General features: G+C 53.4%; 22 protein-coding genes. 11 read left to right on the top strand and 11 right to left on the bottom strand.

Annotated elements, in window-relative coordinates; translation table 11 throughout:
- Nucleotides 1-58: 58 nt before the first annotated feature.
- From purB to J2I48_RS17845, 5 genes are all read left to right on the top strand, one after another.
- Nucleotides 59-1,390, top strand: coding sequence for an adenylosuccinate lyase (gene purB / locus J2I48_RS17865; RefSeq protein ID WP_229376448.1), 1,332 nt, complete (start codon nucleotides 59-61; stop codon nucleotides 1,388-1,390).
- Nucleotides 1,391-1,969 (top strand): Crp/Fnr family transcriptional regulator, encoded by a 579-nt coding sequence (locus J2I48_RS17860; RefSeq protein ID WP_207336845.1) that lies wholly within the window; start codon nucleotides 1,391-1,393, stop codon nucleotides 1,967-1,969.
- A 66-nt stretch (nucleotides 1,970-2,035) separates the two neighbouring features.
- On the top strand, nucleotides 2,036-2,461 hold the full coding sequence (locus J2I48_RS17855) for a DUF2141 domain-containing protein (protein ID WP_207336844.1): 426 nt from the start codon (nucleotides 2,036-2,038) through the stop codon (nucleotides 2,459-2,461).
- Nucleotides 2,462-2,463: 2 nt separating this feature from the next.
- A complete protein-coding gene (locus J2I48_RS17850) occupies nucleotides 2,464-3,285 on the top strand; it encodes an SDR family NAD(P)-dependent oxidoreductase (RefSeq protein ID WP_207336843.1) in 822 nt (273 codons plus the stop codon).
- Nucleotides 3,282-4,052, top strand: coding sequence for a hypothetical protein (locus J2I48_RS17845; RefSeq protein ID WP_229376446.1), 771 nt, complete (start codon nucleotides 3,282-3,284; stop codon nucleotides 4,050-4,052). Before J2I48_RS17850 ends, J2I48_RS17845 begins: the two co-directional genes overlap by 4 nt.
- 75 nt (nucleotides 4,053-4,127) lie before the next feature.
- On the opposite strand, the gene proC is transcribed toward J2I48_RS17845, so the two are convergent.
- The 4 genes from proC to gatB all read right to left on the bottom strand — a co-directional run bounded on the left by proC (nucleotide 4,128) and on the right by gatB (nucleotide 8,591).
- Entirely contained in the window at nucleotides 4,128-4,931 is an 804-nt protein-coding gene (proC, locus tag J2I48_RS17840) for a pyrroline-5-carboxylate reductase (protein ID WP_207336842.1), read from the bottom strand.
- A gap of 42 nt (nucleotides 4,932-4,973) precedes the next feature.
- On the bottom strand, nucleotides 4,974-5,864 hold the full coding sequence (locus tag J2I48_RS17835; RefSeq protein WP_207336841.1) for an EamA family transporter: 891 nt from the start codon (nucleotides 5,862-5,864) through the stop codon (nucleotides 4,974-4,976).
- A gap of 4 nt (nucleotides 5,865-5,868) precedes the next feature.
- Nucleotides 5,869-7,035 carry a TlpA disulfide reductase family protein gene (locus tag J2I48_RS17830; protein ID WP_207336840.1) on the bottom strand — a complete coding sequence of 389 codons (1,167 nt, stop codon included), beginning with the start codon at nucleotides 7,033-7,035 and terminating at the stop codon, nucleotides 5,869-5,871.
- A gap of 62 nt (nucleotides 7,036-7,097) precedes the next feature.
- Nucleotides 7,098-8,591, bottom strand: a complete 1,494-nt coding sequence (gene gatB, locus J2I48_RS17825; RefSeq protein ID WP_207336839.1) for an Asp-tRNA(Asn)/Glu-tRNA(Gln) amidotransferase subunit GatB — start codon at nucleotides 8,589-8,591, stop codon at nucleotides 7,098-7,100.
- 205 nt (nucleotides 8,592-8,796) lie between these two features.
- Between gatB and bshC the strand changes: the two genes are divergently transcribed.
- The 6 genes from bshC to J2I48_RS17795 all read left to right on the top strand — a co-directional run bounded on the left by bshC (nucleotide 8,797) and on the right by J2I48_RS17795 (nucleotide 14,594).
- Entirely contained in the window at nucleotides 8,797-10,401 is a 1,605-nt protein-coding gene (bshC, locus tag J2I48_RS17820) for a bacillithiol biosynthesis cysteine-adding enzyme BshC (protein WP_207336838.1), read from the top strand.
- Between the two features lie 15 nt (nucleotides 10,402-10,416).
- Entirely contained in the window at nucleotides 10,417-11,007 is a 591-nt protein-coding gene (locus tag J2I48_RS17815) for a 5-formyltetrahydrofolate cyclo-ligase (RefSeq protein WP_207336837.1), read from the top strand.
- 85 nt (nucleotides 11,008-11,092) lie between these two features.
- A complete protein-coding gene (locus J2I48_RS17810; protein ID WP_207336836.1) occupies nucleotides 11,093-11,791 on the top strand; it encodes a porin family protein in 699 nt (232 codons plus the stop codon).
- A gap of 127 nt (nucleotides 11,792-11,918) precedes the next feature.
- Nucleotides 11,919-12,662 carry a porin family protein gene (locus J2I48_RS17805; RefSeq protein ID WP_207336835.1) on the top strand — a complete coding sequence of 248 codons (744 nt, stop codon included), beginning with the start codon at nucleotides 11,919-11,921 and terminating at the stop codon, nucleotides 12,660-12,662.
- 152 nt (nucleotides 12,663-12,814) lie between these two features.
- Nucleotides 12,815-13,441, top strand: coding sequence for a porin family protein (locus tag J2I48_RS17800; protein WP_207336834.1), 627 nt, complete (start codon nucleotides 12,815-12,817; stop codon nucleotides 13,439-13,441).
- 139 nt (nucleotides 13,442-13,580) lie between these two features.
- Complete coding sequence (locus J2I48_RS17795) at nucleotides 13,581-14,594, top strand: aspartate-semialdehyde dehydrogenase (protein ID WP_207336833.1); 1,014 nt, start codon at nucleotides 13,581-13,583, stop codon at nucleotides 14,592-14,594.
- A 199-nt stretch (nucleotides 14,595-14,793) separates the two neighbouring features.
- Here the strand turns inward: J2I48_RS17795 and J2I48_RS17790 are convergent, their stop codons facing one another.
- The 7 genes from J2I48_RS17790 to J2I48_RS17760 all read right to left on the bottom strand — a co-directional run bounded on the left by J2I48_RS17790 (nucleotide 14,794) and on the right by J2I48_RS17760 (nucleotide 22,010).
- Nucleotides 14,794-15,408 (bottom strand): Uma2 family endonuclease, encoded by a 615-nt coding sequence (locus tag J2I48_RS17790; RefSeq protein WP_207336832.1) that lies wholly within the window; start codon nucleotides 15,406-15,408, stop codon nucleotides 14,794-14,796.
- 97 nt (nucleotides 15,409-15,505) lie between these two features.
- Nucleotides 15,506-16,684: an acetyl-CoA C-acyltransferase gene (locus J2I48_RS17785; RefSeq protein WP_207336831.1), complete on the bottom strand. Its 1,179-nt coding sequence runs from the start codon at nucleotides 16,682-16,684 to the stop codon at nucleotides 15,506-15,508.
- A 190-nt stretch (nucleotides 16,685-16,874) separates the two neighbouring features.
- Entirely contained in the window at nucleotides 16,875-18,350 is a 1,476-nt protein-coding gene (locus J2I48_RS17780; protein ID WP_310587287.1) for a cryptochrome/photolyase family protein, read from the bottom strand.
- 63 nt (nucleotides 18,351-18,413) lie between these two features.
- Nucleotides 18,414-18,971, bottom strand: coding sequence for an NADH-quinone oxidoreductase subunit J family protein (locus J2I48_RS17775; protein WP_207336830.1), 558 nt, complete (start codon nucleotides 18,969-18,971; stop codon nucleotides 18,414-18,416).
- 122 nt (nucleotides 18,972-19,093) lie between these two features.
- Nucleotides 19,094-19,654 carry a NuoI/complex I 23 kDa subunit family protein gene (locus J2I48_RS17770; RefSeq protein WP_207336829.1) on the bottom strand — a complete coding sequence of 187 codons (561 nt, stop codon included), beginning with the start codon at nucleotides 19,652-19,654 and terminating at the stop codon, nucleotides 19,094-19,096.
- A gap of 41 nt (nucleotides 19,655-19,695) precedes the next feature.
- Entirely contained in the window at nucleotides 19,696-20,856 is a 1,161-nt protein-coding gene (gene nuoH, locus J2I48_RS17765) for an NADH-quinone oxidoreductase subunit NuoH (protein WP_207336828.1), read from the bottom strand.
- A gap of 77 nt (nucleotides 20,857-20,933) precedes the next feature.
- A complete protein-coding gene (locus J2I48_RS17760) occupies nucleotides 20,934-22,010 on the bottom strand; it encodes an NADH-quinone oxidoreductase subunit G (protein WP_207336827.1) in 1,077 nt (358 codons plus the stop codon).
- Nucleotides 22,011-22,020: the final 10 nt, after the last annotated feature.

Genomic DNA, 22,020 nt, shown 5'->3' with positions numbered 1-22,020 from the left:
AGAAGACAGCCGGATCGCCGGACCGAAACAGTAAACAGAAGACTATAAAATCCCTCCCATGTCTCTATTAGCAATTTCCCCCATAGATGGGCGCTATGCCCGGCAGGTGACCGATCTGGCTCCTTTTTTCTCTGAAATGGGCCTAATCCGGTACCGTGTTCGTATCGAAATCGAGTATTTCATTGCGCTTTGTAAACTGCCCCTACCGCAGTTGGCGGGGGTCGATGCAGCGGTGTTTCCACAGTTGCGGGCGCTATATGAGCAGTTTTCAGAAGCCGATGCCGAGCGGGTGAAGACCATTGAAGCCACGACTAATCATGACGTAAAGGCGGTAGAATATTTCATCAAGGAAAAGCTCAAAGGACTATCTGTAGAGCCATTTCTGGAGTTCATCCACTTCGGGCTGACCTCACAGGACGTGAACAACACGGCCATTCCGCTGCTATTGCAGGAGGCGTTGAGTCAGGAAATTGAACCGGCCTACCGGCAGGTGTATGCGCGCTTGCAGGAACTGGCCACCCAATGGGCCGACGTGCCCATGCTAGCCCGTACCCACGGCCAACCGGCCTCGCCTACGCGCTTGGGCAAAGAGTTGATGGTGTTTGTAGAACGGTTGGAGAAGCAGTTGTCGCTGCTGAGCACTATCCCGATGGCGGCGAAATTTGGCGGGGCCACGGGCAACTTCAACGCCCATCACGTAGCCTATCCCACTATCGATTGGGTTGATTTCGGTAATGAATTCGTAGCCGACCTGGGCCTGGAACGAAGTCAGTTTACGACCCAAATTGAGCATTATGACATGCTGGCGGCTCTTTTCGACACCTACAAACGCCTGAACACCATTTTGCTCGACCTGGACCGCGACATCTGGACGTATGTGTCGACCAATTATTTCAAGCAGAAAATCAAAGCGGGCGAAGTCGGGTCAAGTGCCATGCCGCACAAAGTGAACCCGATTGATTTTGAAAATTCGGAAGGCAACCTGGGCATCGCTAACGCCCTGTTTGAGCACTTTTCGGCCAAACTGCCCATCTCGCGCCTGCAACGCGACCTCACCGATTCGACGGTGCTGCGCAATATCGGCGTGCCCTTTGCCCACTCGGTGATCGCGCTAAAATCGACGTTGAAGGGGCTAAATAAACTGGAACTGAATCAGGCCGCGATCAATGCCGACCTGGAAGCCAACTGGGCCGTGGTAGCCGAGGGTATTCAAACCGTACTCCGCCGCGAGGGCTACCCCCAACCCTACGAAGCCCTGAAAGCCCTGACCCGTAAAAACGAGGCCATTACAGCACAAACAATCAGCGAATTCATTGACAGTCTAGCAGTTAGCGATACAGTAAAAGCCGAACTTCGGGCTATCACACCGTTTTCATATACGGGAATATAAATGGAAGCACTTCGGCAGACTATTCGCCGGTTGATTCAGATCTCCAACGAAGAACTGAGCCAGTTTCTAGATGGGGCTGTCACCAAATCGTTCAAACGCCGCGAGGCCCTGAGCTACCCCGGTATAGTACCTGACGAGATTTTTTTTGTTGAAGAAGGTACCATCCGGGTAATGATTACTGACCGGGAGGGTACTGAACATACCATTCATTTTGCCCTTGATAATCAGTTCATTGCCGATTACACCAACTTTATGCTCAGGCAACCGTCGGCTTATACGTTGCAGGCGGTCGATGCAGTGCAGGTAGTAGTATTGCCCAGGTCTAGCATTGAGTGGGGTTATACAAACCTGACACAGGGCGACAGGCTGGGACGGCTCATTGCCGAATATTATTTTATTTATCAGGATACCCGTGTCCAGAATCTATATGCCCGCACCCCCAAAGAACGCTACGACGCCATTGAAGAAACGTTTCCTGGTATTCACAACCGGGTGCCTCAGCAAATGATCGCTTCTTATCTGGGTATCACACCGGTGCATTTAAGCCGCCTTAAAAAAGTCGACGGTAGTAAAATCTAAACATTTGTTATCGTTTTTGGGCAGCTACCATGCCTACGTTTGTCAGCACATAACCAACTGATAATCATGACAAACACAATTCTTGTTTTCTTGCTAACCTGGCTTGGGTTTGGTGCTTTTGCCCAAACGGGCACGGTGGTTGTCATCATAGAGGGTGTTCAACCCACCAAAGGCGGCGAGTTAACGGTGGGCATATTCCGAAAGGACAACTTTCCGAAAGTAGGTAAGCAATTCGTCGGTACCGAAAAGCCCGCTACCACCGCCCGCATTCAGGTCCTTTTCGCCGATGTGCCTGTGGGCGACTATGGCGTGGTTGCCTTCCAGGACATTGACAAAAATAAGCTGCTGAAATCGAACTTCTTGGGCTTCCCGACTGAACCCATCGGCTTTTCGCGAGGGGCGAAAATCAAGTTCGGTCCACCCGCTTTTGAAGATGCCAAAGTGACCGTAGAAGCCAATAAAACGTTAACCGTCAACATTGTATTGAACTAACCATGGCCCTTTCACAAAAAGAGAAAGACCGATTGAAAACGAAGTATGGTCCCTGGGCGGTCGTGACCGGTGCTTCGTCGGGTATCGGGCTGGAACTGGCCGAACGCCTTGCCGAATCGGGCTTAAACCTGATCGTCAGTGCCCGACGTGGCGATCAACTGACTATACTGGCCACCCGGCTGACTAATACCTATGGGGTTGCGGTTAAACCAGTAGCGGCCGATTTAGGGCAGCAAAATGCGGTTGATCTACTGATTAAGGCTTCAGATGGGTTAAACATCGGCCTCTTGGTGGCATCGGCAGGGTTCGGGACGTCGGGCAATTTTCTAAAGGCCGATCTGGCCCAGGAAGTGGCAATGCTTCGAGTCAATTGCGAAGCGTTGTTGATGCTGACCCATCACTTCAGTCGGCAGTTTGCTGCCCAACGGCGAGGGGGTATTATCCTGATGAGTTCGATGGTAGGATTCCAGGGCGTACCGTTTGCGGCGCACTATGCCGCCACCAAGGCCTACGTGCAGTCGCTTGCCGAGGCTCTGGCTGTCGAACTAAAACCGCAGGGTATTGACGTGCTGGCGGCGGCCCCCGGCCCGGTAGAGAGCAGTTTTGGGCAGCGGGCCAATATGCAGATGAGTATGTCACTCACACCTGCACAAGTAGGTACTCCGATTCTGAAAGCCCTCGGGCGGCAAGCAACAGTATTACCCGGCTTATTGACCAAATTTCTGGTTGGCTCACTCCGAACAGTACCCCGCTGGGCTAAAATACTGATTATGAGACAGGTAATGGGTGGGATGACAAAACACCAATATTACGATCAACGATGAGTATCACTACTTTCCTTCACGAACTGAAATTCCGAAACGAAGTGCTCTACGTATTTGGCTGGGTGTGCTGGTTAGCAGTGGCCATTTGTGGGGTACTCATCTGTACTACACACACCAACGTGCTGGGCATCAACGCCTGGTACAAGCCGCTGAAATTCTTTTTATCTACCGCCATTTTTGTCTGGTCAATGGGCTGGTACACAGGCTATTTTGGCAACACCACCGCGGTGGTCTGGTACTCGTGGGGTATGGTTGTGCTGTTTTGTTTTGAAGACGGGTACGTGGCCATCCAGGCAGCGCGGGGGCAGCTGTCGCATTTCAACGTGAGCACGCCGGTCTATGCAGGGCTATACAGCATGATGGCCATTGGCGCCGTGGGTATCTCGCTCTGGACGGGACTAATCGGCCTATCTTTCTTTCGAAACGATTTTCCAGATTTGCCCCCCGCCTACCTCTGGAGCATACGGCTGGGGTTACTCATTTTTGTGCTGTTTTCTATGCAGGGGCTAGCTATGGGTGCCCGATTGACGCACACCGTTGGGGGCGACATGACCAGTGCAGGCATGCCAATAACCAACTGGAGCCGGATCTATGGCGACCTGCGTATTGCGCATTTTCTAGGGATGCATGCGCTCCAGATACTGCCAATTCTGGCTTTTTATGTCGTGCAAAACGTGCGCGGCATTATCGCTGTGGCTCTTATCTACGGCCTGCTAACTACAGCCATTTTCGTGCAGGCACTACAGGGAAAACCATTTTTGAAATGATTGGGGGTTTTGGATGGGCCGACACCAGAGCAAACGTACGCTAGCGTCAGCAACCAATCCCAAATCCCCAATCCTCTATCCCTTCGACAACTCTGTGGCACGTACCTGAGCCGCGTGGATACCGGCTTGCAGGGTTTCGCCAAGCGTACCTGCCTCAAATGTGCGAAGGGCTGCTTCGGTGGTGCCGCCTTTGCTGGCTACGGCCTTGATAAGATCGTCGAGCGATTTGTCTGCGTTATTAATGAGGTGGTACGAGCCTAGCATGGTTTGTTTCACCAGCAGCGAGGCCGTGCCTTCGTCGAACCCCATTTGCTTGCCTGCCTCGACCATTGCCTTTACAACAAAATAGAAATAGGCCGGTCCACTGCCACTGAGGGCTGTGACGGCATCGAGCATGGCCTCGTTTTCGAGGAAAATAGACCGCCCCGTGGCGTTGATGAGGTTTTCTACACGGCGCAGGCTGGCCGCGTCCACTTCTGGCGAGGCTGTGAAACCAGTGATGCCCATGCCCAGCATAGCGGGAGTGTTGGGCATGGCCCGAATCACCATGCGGTGCGCCAGTCGTTCCTGAATCAGGCTGATGGGTATGCCCGCCATGATGGAAAGCACCACCTGCCGGGGTTGAATGACGGCCCGGAGTTCGGCCTGCGCCGAGGCAAAATCCTGCGGTTTCACAGAGAGGATAATCAGGTCAGCCTCGCCCGTGCGGGGGCCGATGGTGTCAACGACTACGCCCGCTTTTTCAGCCCGCAGGGTTTCGGTGCGCTCGGCGCTTTTTTCAATCAGCAGCAGGTCATCTTTTTTTACGAGGTCATACTGCAAGAAGGACTTGGCAAACGCCATGCCCATGTTACCACAGCCAAGTATCGCTATTTTCATGCCTTGAGGAGGAAGGTGGAAAGTTTATTGACTAGTTAACAGTCATTTAAAAAGAATGATCAGTACGGCGCCCGTTACCATGACTACCGCCCCAATTAGTTTGCGAATGAGGCCCGTTTCGTTGAAAAAGCGGTAACCAAACAGAACGCTTAGCAAGGCAGACGTCTGAAATAAGGCCAAGGCGTAACCCACCTGCATAGCGCTGAAGGCAATGTTTGTCGATACCTGCATGAGGCCAATACACACAAACAGGGCCAGGTAGGTAGGCCATTTTTGCAGCAATAACTTCGCCTGCGCCGGGCCGGTTTGCCATTGAGTAACGGCGAACCAGATTAGCGAGAGAGCAAAACCCAGCCAGCACCAGAAGAAAAACGCCGTACCCGGCGATGATAGTTGAACAGCCCGTTTTAGAAATACACCGTCTATGCCTGAGCAGAGTAAAGCAATGAGCCGTAAACGAACTTCGGGCTGGTTGATTATGGCCCATGACCAACCGCTTCCGTGCCCTTTGCTGAGCACCACGTAGCTACCCACCACAATAAGCCCAACGCCAACAAGCCCCAGCCAGCCGGGCACCTCGCCAAGCACTACTACACCCACCAGTAGGCTTACCACAGCCTTGTAGGCATTTATTGGCCCCAGCACCGACAAGTCACCGAGGTGCATGGCCTTAACCAGAAACACGTTACCCAGCACCCCCAACACACTGCAAATCAGCATGTTTTGCCAGAAAGCTGGCGAAAGGTCTGCCAGCACAAACTGATTGAAAACGGTCAGGCAGGCCAGGGTGAGAAACCCGTAGGTGGCGCAGGTAATGAACAAGGGAGCCGCCGCACGGTGGGTGAGCTGCTTCTGAAACACGTTGGCAAGCGGATTGGCAATAATCCGCACGCCAACGGCCACAAAAGGAAGCGAAAATAACGCAGGCAGCATGGGCCTACTGTTTCAACACTTCCGTCAATTTGGCCTCCAGGGCATCGCCACGCAGGTTTTTGGCCACGATTTTTCCGGTAGGGTCGAGTAGGAACGTGGCCGGGATGGCACTGACACCATATTTCTGCGCCGCCTCCGACTGCCAGCCTTTCAGGTCCGACACGTGTGTCCAGGTGAGGCCGTCGTTACGGATGGCACGTACCCAAGCTTCGCGTTTGCCGGGGTTATCGAGCGACACGCTGTAGATGGCGAAGCCTTTCTCTTTGAACTTGTCATACATCCGCACCACATTGGGGTTCTCATTGCGGCAGGGACCACACCAGCTTGCCCAGAAGTCGATGAGAACGTATTTACCCCGCAATGACGACAGCGGTACGGCGGTGCCGTTGGTGTCGGTAAGGGCAATTTCGGGGGCTTCAGCACCTACGGTTACGCCCCGGATGCGGCTGATGGTGCCAATAAAAGCCTTGGTGTGGGGGCTGTTGGGGTTTTCTTTCTCAAACCGGCGGGCCAGCGTATCCAGCGTTGGGAAATCCGTTTCTACGTTCAGGAAATTAGTGGCATAGAGCGCCGCCAGCGACGTACCCAACTCAGGCAGCATGGTTTTCACTTTCTGAGTGTTGGCCTTTGCCATATTGTCGAACATCTGCTCGACGTTGCTCATGGCTTTGGCATCGTTCTTGGCCTGTGCTTCCTGGTACGACTTCATCAGCACTTTACCCTGCGCCTCCAGTTCGTTTTGCATCTGGAACAGCTGCCGAAACTGGTCGTTCACTTTCGCGCCGCTCATGGTGATTTTGGGCTTGGGACGGTCCGCCGCAGCGGCGGGGGCGTTCTTTTCCTTCCCACGGATGCCCGGCTCAGCCACAACGGTAATCTGCTCACCACCTTCTAACAAAATCGGCGATTTGGCCGACCCCATGTTCAAGATGTATATGTTACCGCCCTGGGGCACGGGCATTTCCAACATAAATCGCTTGTCGGCACCTACCACCGTCGAGTCAAGCTTGATGGCGGGGTTGGTGTTGGTTTCAAGGTAGATCTTGCTACCCGCAGCTACGGTAGCTAACTGCCCCGTTACGACCGATTTCTTCGTGTTTTGGGCCTGAATGGCCCACGGGGCCAGCAATACGGCTGCGCCAGCAAGCGCGCCAATGAATGCGTGTTTCATGGTTCTTTAGTCATTGGTCAGTAGCCATTTGTCATTGGTTTTGGGCGAAAAAGCACCAGTGACTAATGACCAATGGCTAATGACTCAATTATCAATTGATTCACCAATTTAGGATCTGCTGACCCTTTCGATTTTTTCATTACTTCGCCCACAAAGAGGCCCAGCAAATTCTTCTTGCCCTTTCGGTACTGATCCACCTTATCGGGCCAGGCGGCAAGTGTCTCATCTATTAACGATTGCAGGTCGTTGGTATTACGGTTCTGTAACAAACCTTGTGCCGTTGCCAGTTCGGCGGGCGACTTTTCGGGTTGTTCCACCAACAAACCAAACACCGTCTGGGCAGCGGTCTGACTAACGGTACCTTCGTCAATAAGCCGAATCAGTGCTGCCAGGGCCGTTGCTGACACCGGAAATTGCCGGTCGCGCAGGTTCTTCTCCGACAGTTGCGCCTTCACCGGACCCATTAGCCAATTAGAGGCGGCTTTGTAGTTGGGTGTTTCGGCGCAAACGGCTTCGTAGAATTCCACCAGTTCGCGGGAGTCCGTGAGGATGGCCGCGTCGTAGTCGGGCAAGCCGTAGTGGGTAGTCAGTTTATGATATAGCTCGCGGGGCAGGGCGGGCATCTCGGCCTGAATCTGGGCCAGCCAGGCATCCGAAATCACGACCGGCATCAGATCGGGGTCGGGAAAGTACCGGTAATCATTCATGGTTTCTTTCTCGCGCATCCCCGCCGTTTGGCCCGAATCAGCATCGAACAGGCGTGTTTCCTGAATAATACGCCCGCCCGTTTCGGTTAGCATCACCTGCCGCCGGAACTCAGCGTCTACTGCCCGCATCACGTTGCGTATGGAGTTCAGGTTTTTCACCTCCACCTTCGTACCCAGTTCTGTAACGCCCTTGGGCCGGATAGACACGTTCACATCGCACCGCAGCGAGCCTTCTTCCAGGTTGCCGTCGCAAATGCCGAGGTAGCGCACCAGCCGACGTACCTCGGTCAGAAATTGCCCCGCTTCGTCGGCCGAGCGCAGGCAGGGTTCCGTCACCATCTCAATCAGGGGCGTACCGGCGCGGTTGTAGTCGAGGCAGGTGGCGTTGGGGTCGATGTCGTGGATGGATTTGCCCGCGTCTTCTTCCAAATGGATATGGTCCAGCTGAATGGCCGTATCGCGGAGGGTGCCGTCGAAGTCTTTGGCCCGCACCGGAATCTGCCCGCCCACGCAGATAGGGCCTTTGTCCTGTGACAGTTGGTAGCCTTTGGGCAGGTCGGGGTAGAAATAATTCTTCCGGGCAAAAATGTTTCGTCGCGTAATTTCTGATCCGCAGGCCAAGCCCATACGCACGGCATATTCCACGGCCACGCGGTTGGCTTTGGGCAACGCGCCGGGGTGCGCCAGTGTAATCACGCTCACCTGCGTGTTGGGTTCGGCCCCGAATGCGTTGGCGTCGGCGGCAAACATTTTGCTGTTGGTCAGCAACTGACAATGCACTTCCAGGCCAATAACGGCTTCGTAAGTGGTTGACAAGGACGACGTTGAAACGGTTGATTCAGCTTGCATTAAGGCAAAGATAGGGAAGGTTCAGAAGGTTCGGTATTGGCGTAACCCCCCGCCCTGAAGGGAGCCTGCTGGCGCGTCAGTATACCTAAGGCGGAACTACTGACGCGCCAGCAGGCTCCCTTCAGGGCGGGGGTTACGCCAATGCTGAAACTTGAAGCCCGCTCGTCACGTTCCCCCACCTGTAACCCGTCATTCAACCTGCTGCATGGAGTGTCAGTACGTGCCCCTCTCGGCCACCGGCCAGTTTTCGTCCCTTTTCCTCGATTACATTGGTTCCGCTAATACCGGGCCGGAAGCGACACCCAATCCCCAGTTGCGGCCTTTTTATTCGGACTACCCCACGATTGATGCCTTTGCTGGGCAAATACAGAAGAAAGCCTTTTCTGACGTGAACAGGGCCATTTTGGTCGACGCGCTGGAGCGGCAATACGCTCACCTCGCCACCGAAACTGACGTACCCCTGCCCGATCTGGCCCAACTCCGAAACAGCCGGACATTTACTGTTACCACGGGTCACCAGCTAAACCTCTGCACCGGGCCGTTATACGTTGTCTATAAGCTCATTACGACCATTAACCTGGCTCGAAAACTGGCCGAAAAGTACCCCGATTACCATTTTGTGCCGGTCTACTGGATGGCCTCCGAAGACCATGACTTTGCCGAAATCAACCATTTTCGGCTGTTTGGCAAGACCCACACCTGGCATACCGAACAGCGCGGTGCCGTGGGCCGGATGGACCCCCGCGAGCTGGCTTCGCTGTTCGATCAGATTCCCGAAAAGCTGGCCCTGTTCGAGCGGGCCTACCTAACCCACAGCACCCTGGCCGATGCCGCCCGCTACTACATGCACAGTCTGTTTGGAGCCGATGGCTTGGTTTGCATCGATGCCGACGACCCTGCTCTGAAACAGGTGTTTGCGCCTATTATGCAGGACGAGCTGTTGCAACAGCATACCAGCACATTGGTGAATGCCACCACCGAAAGACTGAACGAGCTGGGCTACAAAACGCCAATTTCCCCCCGCGATATCAACCTGTTCTACCTTACCGGTTCTGGAACCGATGGTCTCCGCGAGCGCATTGTACGCACCGACGCGGGCATGTATGAGGTAAACGGCACGAAACTGCGTTTTTCCGAAACCGAGATCCTGTCCGAACTAGCCAGCCACCCCGAACGGTTTAGCCCGAACGTGGTGATGCGGCCTCTATATCAAGAAGTTATCCTGCCCAACTTGGCCTACATCGGTGGGCCGTCGGAGGTGCCGTACTGGTTGCAGTTGAAGGGTGAATTTGATTACTATGGTATCGCGTTTCCGTTGCTGATGCCCCGCAACTTTGCCCTGTACGTACCCAAGGTAACGGCGCAGCGGGTAGCTAAACTGGGCCTCGACACGACCGATATGTTTCAGGACGTGGTTACGCTCAAACGCGACTACGTAGAACACCATACCGAGCACTGCCTCACCTTTGACGAAGAAAACACGAGTGTGAACCGGGCGTTAGAAACAATTTTGGTGAAGGCTCAACTGGTCGATACTACGCTGGAAAAGGCTGTTTTGGCTGAAACAAAGCGGTTTGCCAACGCCGTGGCGCGACTAGAAAAAAAAATGCGTCGGGCCGAAGAGCGCAATCAGGAGATTGGCGTGCGGCAGTTGCTGGCAGTAAAAGAAGAGCTGTTCCCCGGTGGCACCCCGCAGGAGCGCACCGATAATTTCCTGACGTTCTTCCTCAACGACCGCCAGTTTATCCAGAAGCTCCTCCACAACTTCGACCCGTTTACTTACCAGATGCAGGTTTGTTTGGAGGGGTGATGAACGAAACACCCCATGAACAAAGCCCAACTTCGCGCGGAATACAAGCAAAAACGGGTCTTACTAACTCCAGAGGTCGTTTTCACGCTAAGTCAACAGGTCGCAGATCAATTCTTTGCGGACCAAAAAATCCAGCATGCGTTAGCCGAACCCACCGCTGTGCTGCACACCTTCCTGCCCATCCGCCGCCAGCATGAAGTAGACACCTGGCCCATTATTCGCCGCATTTGGACCGAATTCCCGCATGTCCGGGTGCTTTCGTCGGTTACCGACTTGGCCACCCACATGCTGACCTCGTTTGACCTCCAGCCCGATACTGTTTTGGTTGAAAATCACTTGGGTATTCCCGAACCAGCCACCCTACCCGAACCTGTATGGTCACTGCCAACGCTCGTTTTAGTACCATTACTGGCGTTTGACAAACAGGGGCACCGCGTAGGGTATGGCGGCGGTTATTACGACCGTTTTTTAACCCAAACCGGCCCTGACTGCCTTAAGATAGGCCTATCACTCTTCGGGCCGGTACCAACCATAATCGACGTTGAATCGACCGATGTGACTTTAGAGGGCTGTGTTGGGCCGGAGCGTTTCTACTGGCTACCCTGATTTTTAGAGAAAATGATGATGAATTCATTGTTTCATGTTGCTTGCTGGTGTTTTTTTGCGCACCATTTATAAAAACTTCGACTACATGAAAACAATTTACCTGTGCATTATTGCTTGCTTCATCACTATTACCTCTCAGGCTCAGGTGCTTTTCGGGGTGCAGAGTAGCTTCCAATCATCTAATATTTCCATCAGCAGCGGCGGCATTGGCGGTATCGACGTCAGCACGTTCCTGAAGTCGTCGTGGGGTTATCGGTTCGGCGTAATGGCCGACATTCCCGTGACCGACCGGCTGTCGGTGCGGCCGCAGCTACTGTATTCTACCAAAGGCTATAAAGTTGACTTCAGCGCCTTGTTTGGCGGCTTCGGTGGTGGCCTCGGCGGCGGACTGCTGGGCGAGGCAACAGCCATTCGGATTACCACCAACTACCTGGAAATGCCCGTGCAGGCCATGTACGGTTTCGATGCTGGTTCGGGCCGGATTGTGGTGGGCGCTGGCCCCTATGTGGCTTATGCCCTGAGTGGTTCGGTAGACGGCACAGACGTGCCGTTTGAACCAGGCGTACCCCGCATTGATTATGGGGCGGCTTTGTCGTTGGGCTACGAAACACCGGCGGGCCTAAGCTTTTCGGCATACTATTCGCATGGTCTGGCCAATACCGTTTCTTCAGAGCCTAATACCACCAACCCAGACCCCAACAACCCCAACTTCGTACCTTCGGGTACGGTCCAGAACCGGTCATTCGGGCTTACCCTGGGCTATTTCTTTGGCACGGGCAACTAAGTTTCGTTAGCTCCCTATCTGTTATACCCTGGCCCAACGGCCGGGGTATTCTGTTTTAATGCTACAACGGGTTGGCTACTGATTCGTTATCCTGTTGCTTTGCAGCCACACGAACAGACAAACACGTATGAACAAGTTTCTGATAACTGGTATTGCCCTGTTGCTCTGCGTGGCAAATGCTATCGGGCAGGTACGTTTCGGGATACAGGGTGGCTGGCAGTCGTCTACGATCTACTCCAGCGTCGATTTATCGTCGTTAACTACCCTTGGTAAAGTGACCATTCCTATTAGCCAGCGTAGTGGTTTTCGGGGCGGTATTATGGCCGATATTCCCCTGTCGGCAAGTTGGTCTGTCAGGCCGCAGTTGCTGTACTCAACCAAGGGCGGCAATGCCAACATCGTGCAGTTTGCCACCGATCTGGTCACGAAGTTGGGCCTGGGCGGTAGCATTGACCCGAAACAGTTTGGCAGTGGCCTCAACTCGGCCGTGGTCATCAACTACCTCGAATTACCCGTGCAACTGATGTATGGTCTGCCCGCCGGGCCGGGTAAACTACTGATCGGGGCCGGACCCTATATTGCTGGGGCTACGGGGGGGTCGATCAATGACAAACCGATTGAATTCAACATCGATAATTTCAACAAATGGGATTTTGGTGCCGTTGGTTCTATAGGGTATGAACTTACTGTAGGTTTTTCAATATCCGGCTACTATTCCTACGGCTTGCTAAACTACTCGAAACGCTCGTCGCTGAACCTGGCCGCCATCAACCCTACTAACCTCACTACACTCGACCCATCCTCGTTTGGCGGCACGCTGTACAACCGGTCATACGGAGTTAGCATCGGTTATCTAATCAGGAGAAAATAGCCCCGGTTATGACCTGGTTTGGTTGGGTTTATTTTTGACATAAACGAAGATGCCCTTGTATTAAAAATCTATTTACAGGTGTGTATCTGGTGTATTCTGTGCAACGAAAAATTACGTACTTGTGTCTTCAACTAACTCAGTTTCTCACGGTTATGAAAACACGGTGCATCGTTTTTATCGGGCTATTGTTCAGCACATTCGCTAGTTACGGTCAAGCCAGATTTGGCATTCAGGGAAGCGTCCAATCATCGAACCTTTCCATTTCCAGCAGCGGCGTCAATATTTCATTCGACAGGAAAATTGGGTTTCGGGCGGGTGTGATGGTCGACCTGCCCTTCGGGAGTGATGCCCTATCATTCCGACCACAATTTCTATACTCAACCAAGGGGTTTAGCCTACCTAGTTCGTTTGGTGGTGGAACGGGGTCTGGCAACTCGCTGACGTTAAACTATTTAGAAGTCCCCCTTCAGTTTATGTATGGCTTGTCGGCGGGGTCTGGCAAGGTGACGCTTGGGGCAGGGCCATACGTGGCGTACCTATTAAGCCAATCTGACGGTACTACAAGCAGTAGCACCGTTGACGACGCACAAAATCGGTTTGACCTGGGCGCTACGCTATCGGCGGGTTACGACACTGCCGGGGGTCTGACGCTGTCGGCGTATTTTTCACCCGGTTTTATAAACCTGGCGAAAGATGCTTCTCAAGGCACAGGAACTAGTACAAGTTTACTAAATACTGCCTTCGGCCTTAACATTGGCTACTTCTTTGGAGCCCGTTAATCAATTAATTGTTGACCAACATAAACACAGCCCGACATGACCTGTCGGGCTATGTATTTTTAAAGAAACCGTAGCTGACAATTTACGGAATTATGGCGTACTTTTGCGGGCAATTTTTCAATAAAACAGATCAATTTCTATGAAAGTCGCAGTCGTTGGGGCCACAGGCTTAGTCGGTGGCGAGATGCTGAAAGTACTGGCCGAACGGAATTTCCCGGTCACCGAACTAATTGCTGTCGCTTCTGAGCGGTCAGTGGGTAAACAGGTGATGTTCAAGGGTAAACCCGTTACAGTGGTCGGTTTCGATGAGGCCATCGCCCGCAAACCCGCGATTGCCATCTTCTCGGCGGGCGGTAGCACCTCCCTCGAACTGGCTCCGCGCTTTGCCGAAGCAGGTATCACCGTTATCGACAACTCGTCGGCCTGGCGCATGGATCCGACCAAGAAACTGGTAGTGCCCGAAGTAAACGCCGACACCCTCACCGCCGCCGACAAGATCATTGCCAACCCCAACTGCTCGACGATTCAGATGGTAGTGGTACTCAAGCCGTTGCACGAGAAATATGGTATCAAGCGCGTGGTCGTTTCCACTTACCAATCGGTGACGGGTACGGGTAAAGCCGCTGTAGATCAGCTCTTTGCCGAACGCAACGGTGACGACTCAGTGGCTAAAGTGTACCCCCATCCTATTGACCTGAACGTGCTGCCCCATATTGACGTATTCCTCGACAATGGCTACACGAAAGAGGAAATGAAGATGGTAAAAGAGACCACCAAAATCATGGGCGACGACTCGATTCGGGTGACGGCCACGACTGTACGTATCCCGACCATTGGTGGTCATTCTGAGGCCGTTAACATCGAGTTCGAGCGCGATTTCGACGTGCAGGAAGTACGCGACCTGCTGACCCAGGCCGAGGGCGTGGTTGTGCAGGACGACCCCGCCAATAAGGTTTACCCTATGCCCCTGACTGCCCACGGTAAAGACGAAGTATTCGTAGGCCGCATCCGCCGCGACGAAAGCCAGGCTAACACACTCAATCTCTGGATTGTAGCAGATAACCTCCGCAAAGGGGCCGCCACCAACGCCGTCCAAATCGCCGAGTATTTGGTGAAGCACGAGTTGGTTGGTGAGGCGTCGGCGGTCGTATAGTAACTGATACAAATTATAATAAAAATGCCCCTACAGTGATGTAGGGGCATTTCCGGGTATCGGCGAGGGGACTCGAACCCCTATCAGCATCTTAGTTAGAGATGTATTCTATCCGTTGAACTACGCTATCAGTAAACTCAGATTAAACGAAGTAAGTTCTATTTCCGGACAGGCCAAGATGAGGTGGTTTTAATCAACTTTACGAACCCACTTGTGCCGTAGGAAATAAGTCTTCTAGGTTTAGTATAAAATCGGCAAAAATGGCAGACGGCATTACTTCATTACTAACAAAAATGAGAGGCCGATCATATGTGTCTTCAGTTGCCATATTATAGCGGGTCACTGTCTCATGAACTGGGTCAACGATCCAGTACTCCCGGACCCCCGTCTCTGCATAAAGGTCTTTCTTAATTTTCATTTCGCGGGCAGAATTACCAGGAGAAAGAATCTCGACGATCAAATCCGGCGCACCAAGACAACCGCGCTCGTCTAACTTGTCAAGATCGCAAATGACGCAAAGGTCAGGTTGTACAATAGTATAAATATCTTTATCTGCTTTCTGAGACTTCTTGCGGTCATATAGTCGAACATCAAAGGGTGCTGCATAAGCTTCACAGCGGTGGTTTTTAAAATAATTGTCAAACACGATTGTTAGTCTCCAAGAAAGTTTCTGATGTGTTCGACTGGGACCAGCCATTGGGAAAATCTTACCCTTAATCACTTCCAAAGCCTGCTCAATATGCCAGGTCAGGTAGTCAGCATAAGAGTACGTTCCGTTGGGGTCAAGTTGGGAAAGGTGAGTGATAGCCGCCATAAGTGCTTGTAAGTAAGTTATACAAGTTACAAAAAAATAGCTGAACCATTCATAGAAGTGGCCCAGCTACTGGTATAAATCTCTTAAAATCAACTAGTTAATTCAGCCGCTCAAAAATGCCGGCGACACCCTGACCGCCACCAACGCATGCAGACACCATGCCGTATTTCTCGTCGCGGCGGCGCATTTCGTTTAAGAGCTGTACCGTTAACCGGCCACCCGTTGAACCGAGGGCGTGACCCAGGGCAATGGCCCCGCCGTTATGGTTGATCTTCGACGGATCGAGACCCAATTCCTGTATAACAGCAAGTGACTGAGCAGCGAAGGCTTCGTTCAACTCGATCTGGTCAATATCGTCCTGCTTCAGACCGGCCTTCTGCAACGCAATGGGAATGGCCGCTACGGGACCGATGCCCATAATGCGCGGCTCAACCCCCGCCGAGGCGTAGGACATCATCCGGGCAATAGGCTTCAGATTCAACTCGTTCACCAGCCGTTCCGACATCACGATCACAAACGCCGCCCCATCGGAGGTTTGCGACGAGTTACCCGCCGTGACCGAACCACCCGCCGCGAAGACGGGCTTTAGTTTGGCGAGACCTTCGGCGCTCGTGTCTTTGCGCGGGCCTTCGTCCTGCGAAACGGTCCACTCGCGAGTCTTTTTCTTGCCGCTCTCCTGATCAAAATAGGTCTCCTTGACGTTGATGGGCACTATTTCGTCCGTAAACTTACCCTCGGCCTGTGCCGCCAGCGCCCGCTTGTGCGACTCCAGCGCGAAGGCGTCCTGCGCATCGCGGCTGATCTTGAACTGGTCAGCTACCTGCTCGGCGGTGAGGCCCATGCCAATGTAATAGTCGGGGTGCGACTTGGCGATGTCATAGTTCAGGGCCGTTTTCCAACCCATCACCGGCACCATCGACATTGATTCGGTGCCGCCCGCAATGATACAGTCGGCCATACCCGCGTGAATTTTCGCCGACGCAATGGCAATGGCTTCCAGACCTGACCCGCAGTAGCGGTTGATGGTTAAGCCGGGTACGCTGGTGGGTAAAGAGAGCAGGGCGATGTACCGCGAAATCTGCATACCCTGCTCAGCTTCGGGCACGGCATTGCCTACAATAAGGTCTTCTACGCGAGCGGGGTCGAGGTTGGGCACCTGCGCCAGCATGTGTTTGATAACCTCGGCGGCTAGGTCGTCGGGGCGGGTGAAGCGGAGGCCACCGCGGGGGGCTTTACCAACTGGGCTGCGAAAGCCCGCTACAATGTATGCGTCCATATGTCGTAGAGACGCGTGTAAATGCGTCTTTGCTCAATAACAAATTCAAATCAGGAATCGTACAAAGATAGAAAAAATAGTATGCATGCATACGGCTTTCAGAGGGATTCCAACTGCGCCAAATAGGTTTGAGCCTGTTGCAAGATGGCGGTCTTGTCGACAGGCTGCATTTTATCCCAGAGCCGATACATCATACGATGCGCGGGTTACGCTCTAGTTTGGCGCGGTTGCGGTCGTAAAAATCCCAATACAGGCTGTTAAACGGGCAGGCGGGTTTACCCTTCCCATCATTCACTTTTTTGGCCTTATCATACTGACAACCAGTGCAGTAGTGGCTCATTTTGTTGATGTAGGCTGCCGATGACACATATGGCTTTGTGCCCACAATACCCCCGTCGGCATACTGACTCATGCCCCGCGTGTTGGTAATTTCAACCCATTGAATGGCGTCGATGTACACGCCCAGATACCAGGCATCGACCTCGTCGGGATGAATACCAGCCAGCAGGGCGAAGTTACCCGTTATCATCAGCCGCTGAATATGGTGTGAATAGGCATAGGTCAGCGAGTGGCGCACGGCATGGTGTATGCAGTTCATGCGGGTGTCGGCATCCCAATAATAGTGGGGTAATCTCCGCTGATGATTAAAGAAATTGAGGTTGGCGAACTCGGGCATTTTAGCCCAATAAACGCCCCGCATGTATTCGCGCCACCCTAAAATTTGCCGCACAAATCCTTCTACCTGCGCATAGCTGATGCGTTCAGGGTCAGCCCAGTAGGCAGCCACTACGCGGTCAATCACCTCGCGTGGAGAAATGAGTTTACTGTTCATGCCAAACGACAACCGCGAATGAAACAGCGACCATTCGGCGGGGGCCATTGCGTCCTGATACGTGCCAAAGGCATAGAGCAGGTTGTCAGCAAAGTGGTCGAGCATGTCAAGATACTCTGTTCGTGTCACCGGCCACAAAAACCGATACGGGTCAATGGTGCCCATTGTTTCAACACCTTGTTGCCGAAGCCACTGTACTATGTCGCTTACGTCGCGTGGGTGTTCGCGGGCGGGGGGACCAACAAACCCTTTGGGCAGGCCGTTGCGGTTGTCGGCGTCGTAGTTCCACTGACCCGTAGCAGGTTGGGCGTCGGGGTCGCTGCTTTCCATCAGGATACCGTGCTTGCGGCGCATGTCGCGGTAGAAGGGCTCCATGATGAAATTCCGGGCACCAAAGCGTTTGGCAAAATCATCGCGTTTGGTGTAAAAATGCTCCGTATCGGCCACCCCCGTCTCAATGGGCAACAAATCTGCCAACTCCGCTAATTGCTTATCGAGACGGTACTCATCGGGCAACAGGTACTCGAACTTAGTAAATCCCTGCAAGTCAATCAGCTCCCTGATGTTGTTCGGCAACGACTGGGTGTTAGCCCCGTTGTCGAGGGTCAGGTAGGTGACCATATGGCCAGCCTGCCGCAGTGCGTCGGCAAAGTGGCGCATGGCCAGAAAAAAGGCCACTACTTTCTGAATATGATGCTGGGCGTAGTCGGTTTCCTGGCGCATTTCCATGAGTACGTACACCACAGCCGGGTCTACCGTACGAAACCAGGAATGCTGACTATTGAGTTGGTCGCCCAGGATCAGACGGAGGGTTTTCGGCGATGCGACAGTCATACTTTATAAACAAAAAAAGCCGCCCAGAGGCGGCTTTGTCATGAATAAAGAAGCTAGGTCGGCTCAAAAGTGAGGATCACCCGCCTCGCGTTTGCCCAGCATTACGGCCCCTACCATAGCCACCAAAAACAAGATGGAGGCTAGTTCAAATGGCAAGATATAGTCGCTGTAGAGCACAATGCCGAGGCGCTCTACCAAGCCCGTTTTGGCATCGAACGAGGCAGGGTTAAAGGTGCCCACCGGGGCATAGTTGAAGATCGACAACAAGAGCACCATCAGTACGCCGCCCACAATAACAGCGGCCATTTTTGTTACATTGGTTTTGGCTTCCTCGTCTTCTTCTTTCAGGTTCAAAAACATGATCGCAAACAGAAACAGCACCATAATGGCCCCAGCATAGACGATGATGTTCACGATAGCTAGAAACTGCGCATTCAGCAGCATGTAGTGCCCCGTGAGGCAGAAGAACGTAAAAATTAGCGCCAGCACGCTGTGGATGGGGTTTTTAGCCGTCACCACCGAAATGGCACTAATCAGCGTAATCAGGCCCAAACCGTAAAACAAATAACCCGCCGTTGTCAGGTTCTTGAAACTCGCCAAAAAGGTATTGAACTGATTCATAGGAAAGAGTTTAAAGTCTAAAGTCCAACGTTTAATGTTGCTTCGCGTTACGGTTGCTTCGCGCCTGGAATCCCAGAGCGCGAAGCAACATTAAACGTTGGACATTAAACGTTAAACTCTTTTTATCCCACCGACCGCGAGAGGGTTGGCTCGGTGGGGGTGGCTTGTGCATCGGGGTTATTACGAATGTAGCGGTCGTCGAGCTTTTCGACCAAGCGGTCTTTACCGTAAATGACCTGATCACGCTCCGTAAACACGGGCACCATGCGGTCGTGGCGGAGATACACAGCCTGTTTGGGGCAGGCTTCTTCGCAGAGTCCGCAGAAGATGCAGCGGAGCATATTGATCTCGTAGACCGCCGCGTATTTCTCTTCGCGGTAGAGGGTTTCCTCGCCCTTCTTGCGCTCGGCCGCCACCATCGAGATGGCCTCGGCGGGGCAAGCAACGGCGCACAGACCACAGGCCGTGCAACGTTCGCGGCCCTGCTCATCGCGCTTCAGCACATGATGCCCCCGAAACACCGGACCCAGATACCGCTTCACTTCGGGATACTGGATCGTGGCCTTCTTCATGAAGAAGTGCCGGATCGTAATAGCCAGACCACCTAAAACGGCAGGCAGATACATCCGCTCGGCCAGGGTCATCTCCTTGTTACTGACTTGCTTTGATCGATTTGTTAACATTTGAAGGTGTTTTCTGTCTGAGAACAGTAAACGTTTAAAACTTAAACCTGTGGCACGGCCACGGGTTTACGTCGGGGTGCTTTGATGGCGTTGGTGGCGGCCAGGACGATCATCACGATGACGATAAGCCAGGTCGCGTACTTAAACTTGTCGAACAGCAGGCCCGCACCGGTCAATACTACGTTCAAGATCGAGAGTGGGATCAGCGTTTTCCAGCCGAGGTTCATCAGCTGGTCAAACCGAAAGCGGGGAATCGTCCAGCGTACCCACATGAAAAAGAAGATGAAAAAGAAGATTTTGCCGAACAAAACCGCCGTACCAATACCCGTGGCAATATTATGACCAACGGTGCTGCCCAGCGAGTTCACCAGCGCATCGTGTACCTGATGCATGAATGGATACTGGAATCCGCCGAAGTACAACGTCGAAATAATGGCCGACGAGGTGAACATGTTAATGTATTCGGCGAAGAGATAGAAACCCAGTTTCATTGAGCTGTATTCGGTGTGGTAGCCGCCTACAAGCTCGGTTTCGCACTCAGGTAAATCAAAGGGGGTGCGGTTACACTCAGCAAAGGCGCAGGTGAGGAAGATCACGAAGCCCAATGGCTGGGTGAAGACGTTCCATTGCAAAAAGCCGTTCTGCTCGTTCACGATGTGCCGCAGCGACAGCGAACCGGTCATCATCAGGATGGCGATAATGGAAAGGCCCAGTGCCACTTCGTAACTAATGTTCTGCGATGCCGCCCGGATGGCTCCCAGCAGCGAAAACTTGTTGTTCGATGCCCAACCGCCAATCATGACGCCATACACACCCAACGACACCACGCCGAACACGTACAAGACACCAACGTTGACATCGATACCCTGCACCGGCACGTCGAAGCTGGCGTAGCGGATACTGTCGCCGAAGGGAATCACCGCGCTCGACATCAGGGCCGTAAGCATGGCCAGACACGGACCCAGAATGAACAGCCACTTGTTGGCCTGTGCGGGGATGAAGTCTTCCTTGAAAAACATCTTACCGGCGTCGGCAATGGGCTGAAGCAACCCAAACGGACCCGCCCGGTTTGGCCCGATGCGATCCTGCAAAAACGCGGCTACCTTCCGCTCGGCATAGGTCGAGTAGGTAGCAATGAGCAACGTGATTCCGAACACAGCCAGAATCACGAGCGACTTGATAACGAGAATGGTTAATTCCATTTTTGAGGATACTGGATGTCAGACACTGGATACTGGACTTTTCAGTTGTCCAACGTCCAGTGTCCAAAGTATAGCGTCTATTCTTTCGCTGATGGCAGCGTTTTGGCGAAACGTTCGGGGGGAAGCTGTTGAATGCCGAGTTGGCTGGTGTCGCGCTTGTCGTCGATGGGTTTGTACTCAGCGGCAGCTACGCGGTCACCAAACGTGGGCTTCTGGAGGTCAGCGCGGTACTTGTTGGCCGAAATCACCGACGACCGCGAAATCTTCGTTGGCCCTTCAATCACCCAGTCGGCGGTTTCTTTTTTCTCGAACCGGCAGGTGTTGCAAATGAACTCCTGCGCCTCGCCCCACTCGTTTTTGCGGGCCGTGACGCGGATCACCTCGGCGCCCCGATACCAGAGCGACACCTTACCCGAGCAGGTAGGGCAGTTGCGGTGGGCATCTACGGGTTTGGTAAACCACACCCGGTTTTTGAAGCGGTACGTCTTGTCGGTCAATGCACCCACTGGGCACACGTCGATCACGTTGCCCGAAAAATCATTATCGATGGCTTTTTCGATATACGTGCCAATTTCAGCGGCGTCGCCCCGGCCCAATACGCCGTGAACGCGCTTGTCGGTGATTTGGTCGGCGGTATGCACGCAGCGGTAGCACAAAATGCAGCGCGTCATGTGCAGTTGGATATACGGACCCAAATCGTGCTTCTCGAACGTGCGGCGGTCCTCTTCGTAGCGCGTGGCCGAGGTGCCGTGTTCAAACGCGAAATTCTGGAGGTCACACTCCCCGGCCTGATCGCAGATGGGGCAGTCGAGGGGGTGGTTGAGGAGCAGAAATTCCACCACGCCTTTACGAGCGTCGAGCACCTGTGGGCTGCTGAAATTTTCGACCACCATGCCATCCTGCGCGGGTGTAATGCACGAGGCCACCAGCTTGGGCATGGGGCGCGGATCTTTGGCCGAACCGGCCGCTACCCGGACCAGACAAGCCCGGCATTTGCCGCCGCTACCTTTCAGGGGCTGGTAGTAGCACATGGCCGGCGGGGCCACTTCGGGACCGATCTTGCGGGCAGCCTGAAGGATGGTTGTCCCCGGCTCTACCTCGACTTCGATACCGTCTACGGTTACTTTAATGAGTTGAATCTGATTATCGACCATTGTTGTGTAA

The organism is Fibrella aquatilis (assembly GCF_017353255.1).
Classification (GTDB): Bacteria; Bacteroidota; Bacteroidia; order Cytophagales; family Spirosomataceae; genus Fibrella; species Fibrella aquatilis.
The sequence above is the reverse complement of the archived record's forward strand: the minus strand, read 5'-3'. Positions and strand labels throughout refer to the sequence as shown.

Excerpts from the sequence above, each read along its gene's own strand:
- nuoH (WP_207336828.1), bottom strand. The coding sequence starts at position 20,856 with ATGGAATTAACCATTCTCGTTATCAAGTCGCTCGTGATTCTGGCTGTG.
- proC (WP_207336842.1), bottom strand. The coding sequence starts at position 4,931 with ATGAAAATAGCGATACTTGGCTGTGGTAACATGGGCATGGCGTTTGCC.
- J2I48_RS17775 (WP_207336830.1), bottom strand. The coding sequence starts at position 18,971 with ATGAATCAGTTCAATACCTTTTTGGCGAGTTTCAAGAACCTGACAACG.
- J2I48_RS17850 (WP_207336843.1), top strand. The coding sequence starts at position 2,464 with ATGGCCCTTTCACAAAAAGAGAAAGACCGATTGAAAACGAAGTATGGT.
- purB (WP_229376448.1), top strand. The coding sequence starts at position 59 with ATGTCTCTATTAGCAATTTCCCCCATAGATGGGCGCTATGCCCGGCAG.
- bshC (WP_207336838.1), top strand. The coding sequence starts at position 8,797 with ATGGAGTGTCAGTACGTGCCCCTCTCGGCCACCGGCCAGTTTTCGTCC.
- J2I48_RS17835 (WP_207336841.1), bottom strand. The coding sequence starts at position 5,864 with ATGCTGCCTGCGTTATTTTCGCTTCCTTTTGTGGCCGTTGGCGTGCGG.
- J2I48_RS17805 (WP_207336835.1), top strand. The coding sequence starts at position 11,919 with ATGAACAAGTTTCTGATAACTGGTATTGCCCTGTTGCTCTGCGTGGCA.
- J2I48_RS17800 (WP_207336834.1), top strand. The coding sequence starts at position 12,815 with ATGAAAACACGGTGCATCGTTTTTATCGGGCTATTGTTCAGCACATTC.
- J2I48_RS17855 (WP_207336844.1), top strand. The coding sequence starts at position 2,036 with ATGACAAACACAATTCTTGTTTTCTTGCTAACCTGGCTTGGGTTTGGT.
- J2I48_RS17790 (WP_207336832.1), bottom strand. The coding sequence starts at position 15,408 with ATGGCGGCTATCACTCACCTTTCCCAACTTGACCCCAACGGAACGTAC.
- J2I48_RS17810 (WP_207336836.1), top strand. The coding sequence starts at position 11,093 with ATGAAAACAATTTACCTGTGCATTATTGCTTGCTTCATCACTATTACC.
- J2I48_RS17785 (WP_207336831.1), bottom strand. The coding sequence starts at position 16,684 with ATGGACGCATACATTGTAGCGGGCTTTCGCAGCCCAGTTGGTAAAGCC.
- J2I48_RS17860 (WP_207336845.1), top strand. The coding sequence starts at position 1,391 with ATGGAAGCACTTCGGCAGACTATTCGCCGGTTGATTCAGATCTCCAAC.
- J2I48_RS17780 (WP_310587287.1), bottom strand. The coding sequence starts at position 18,350 with ATGACTGTCGCATCGCCGAAAACCCTCCGTCTGATCCTGGGCGACCAA.
- J2I48_RS17770 (WP_207336829.1), bottom strand. The coding sequence starts at position 19,654 with ATGTTAACAAATCGATCAAAGCAAGTCAGTAACAAGGAGATGACCCTG.
- J2I48_RS17760 (WP_207336827.1), bottom strand. The coding sequence starts at position 22,010 with ATGGTCGATAATCAGATTCAACTCATTAAAGTAACCGTAGACGGTATC.
- J2I48_RS17815 (WP_207336837.1), top strand. The coding sequence starts at position 10,417 with ATGAACAAAGCCCAACTTCGCGCGGAATACAAGCAAAAACGGGTCTTA.
- gatB (WP_207336839.1), bottom strand. The coding sequence starts at position 8,591 with ATGCAAGCTGAATCAACCGTTTCAACGTCGTCCTTGTCAACCACTTAC.
- J2I48_RS17845 (WP_229376446.1), top strand. The coding sequence starts at position 3,282 with ATGAGTATCACTACTTTCCTTCACGAACTGAAATTCCGAAACGAAGTG.
- J2I48_RS17830 (WP_207336840.1), bottom strand. The coding sequence starts at position 7,035 with ATGAAACACGCATTCATTGGCGCGCTTGCTGGCGCAGCCGTATTGCTG.
- J2I48_RS17795 (WP_207336833.1), top strand. The coding sequence starts at position 13,581 with ATGAAAGTCGCAGTCGTTGGGGCCACAGGCTTAGTCGGTGGCGAGATG.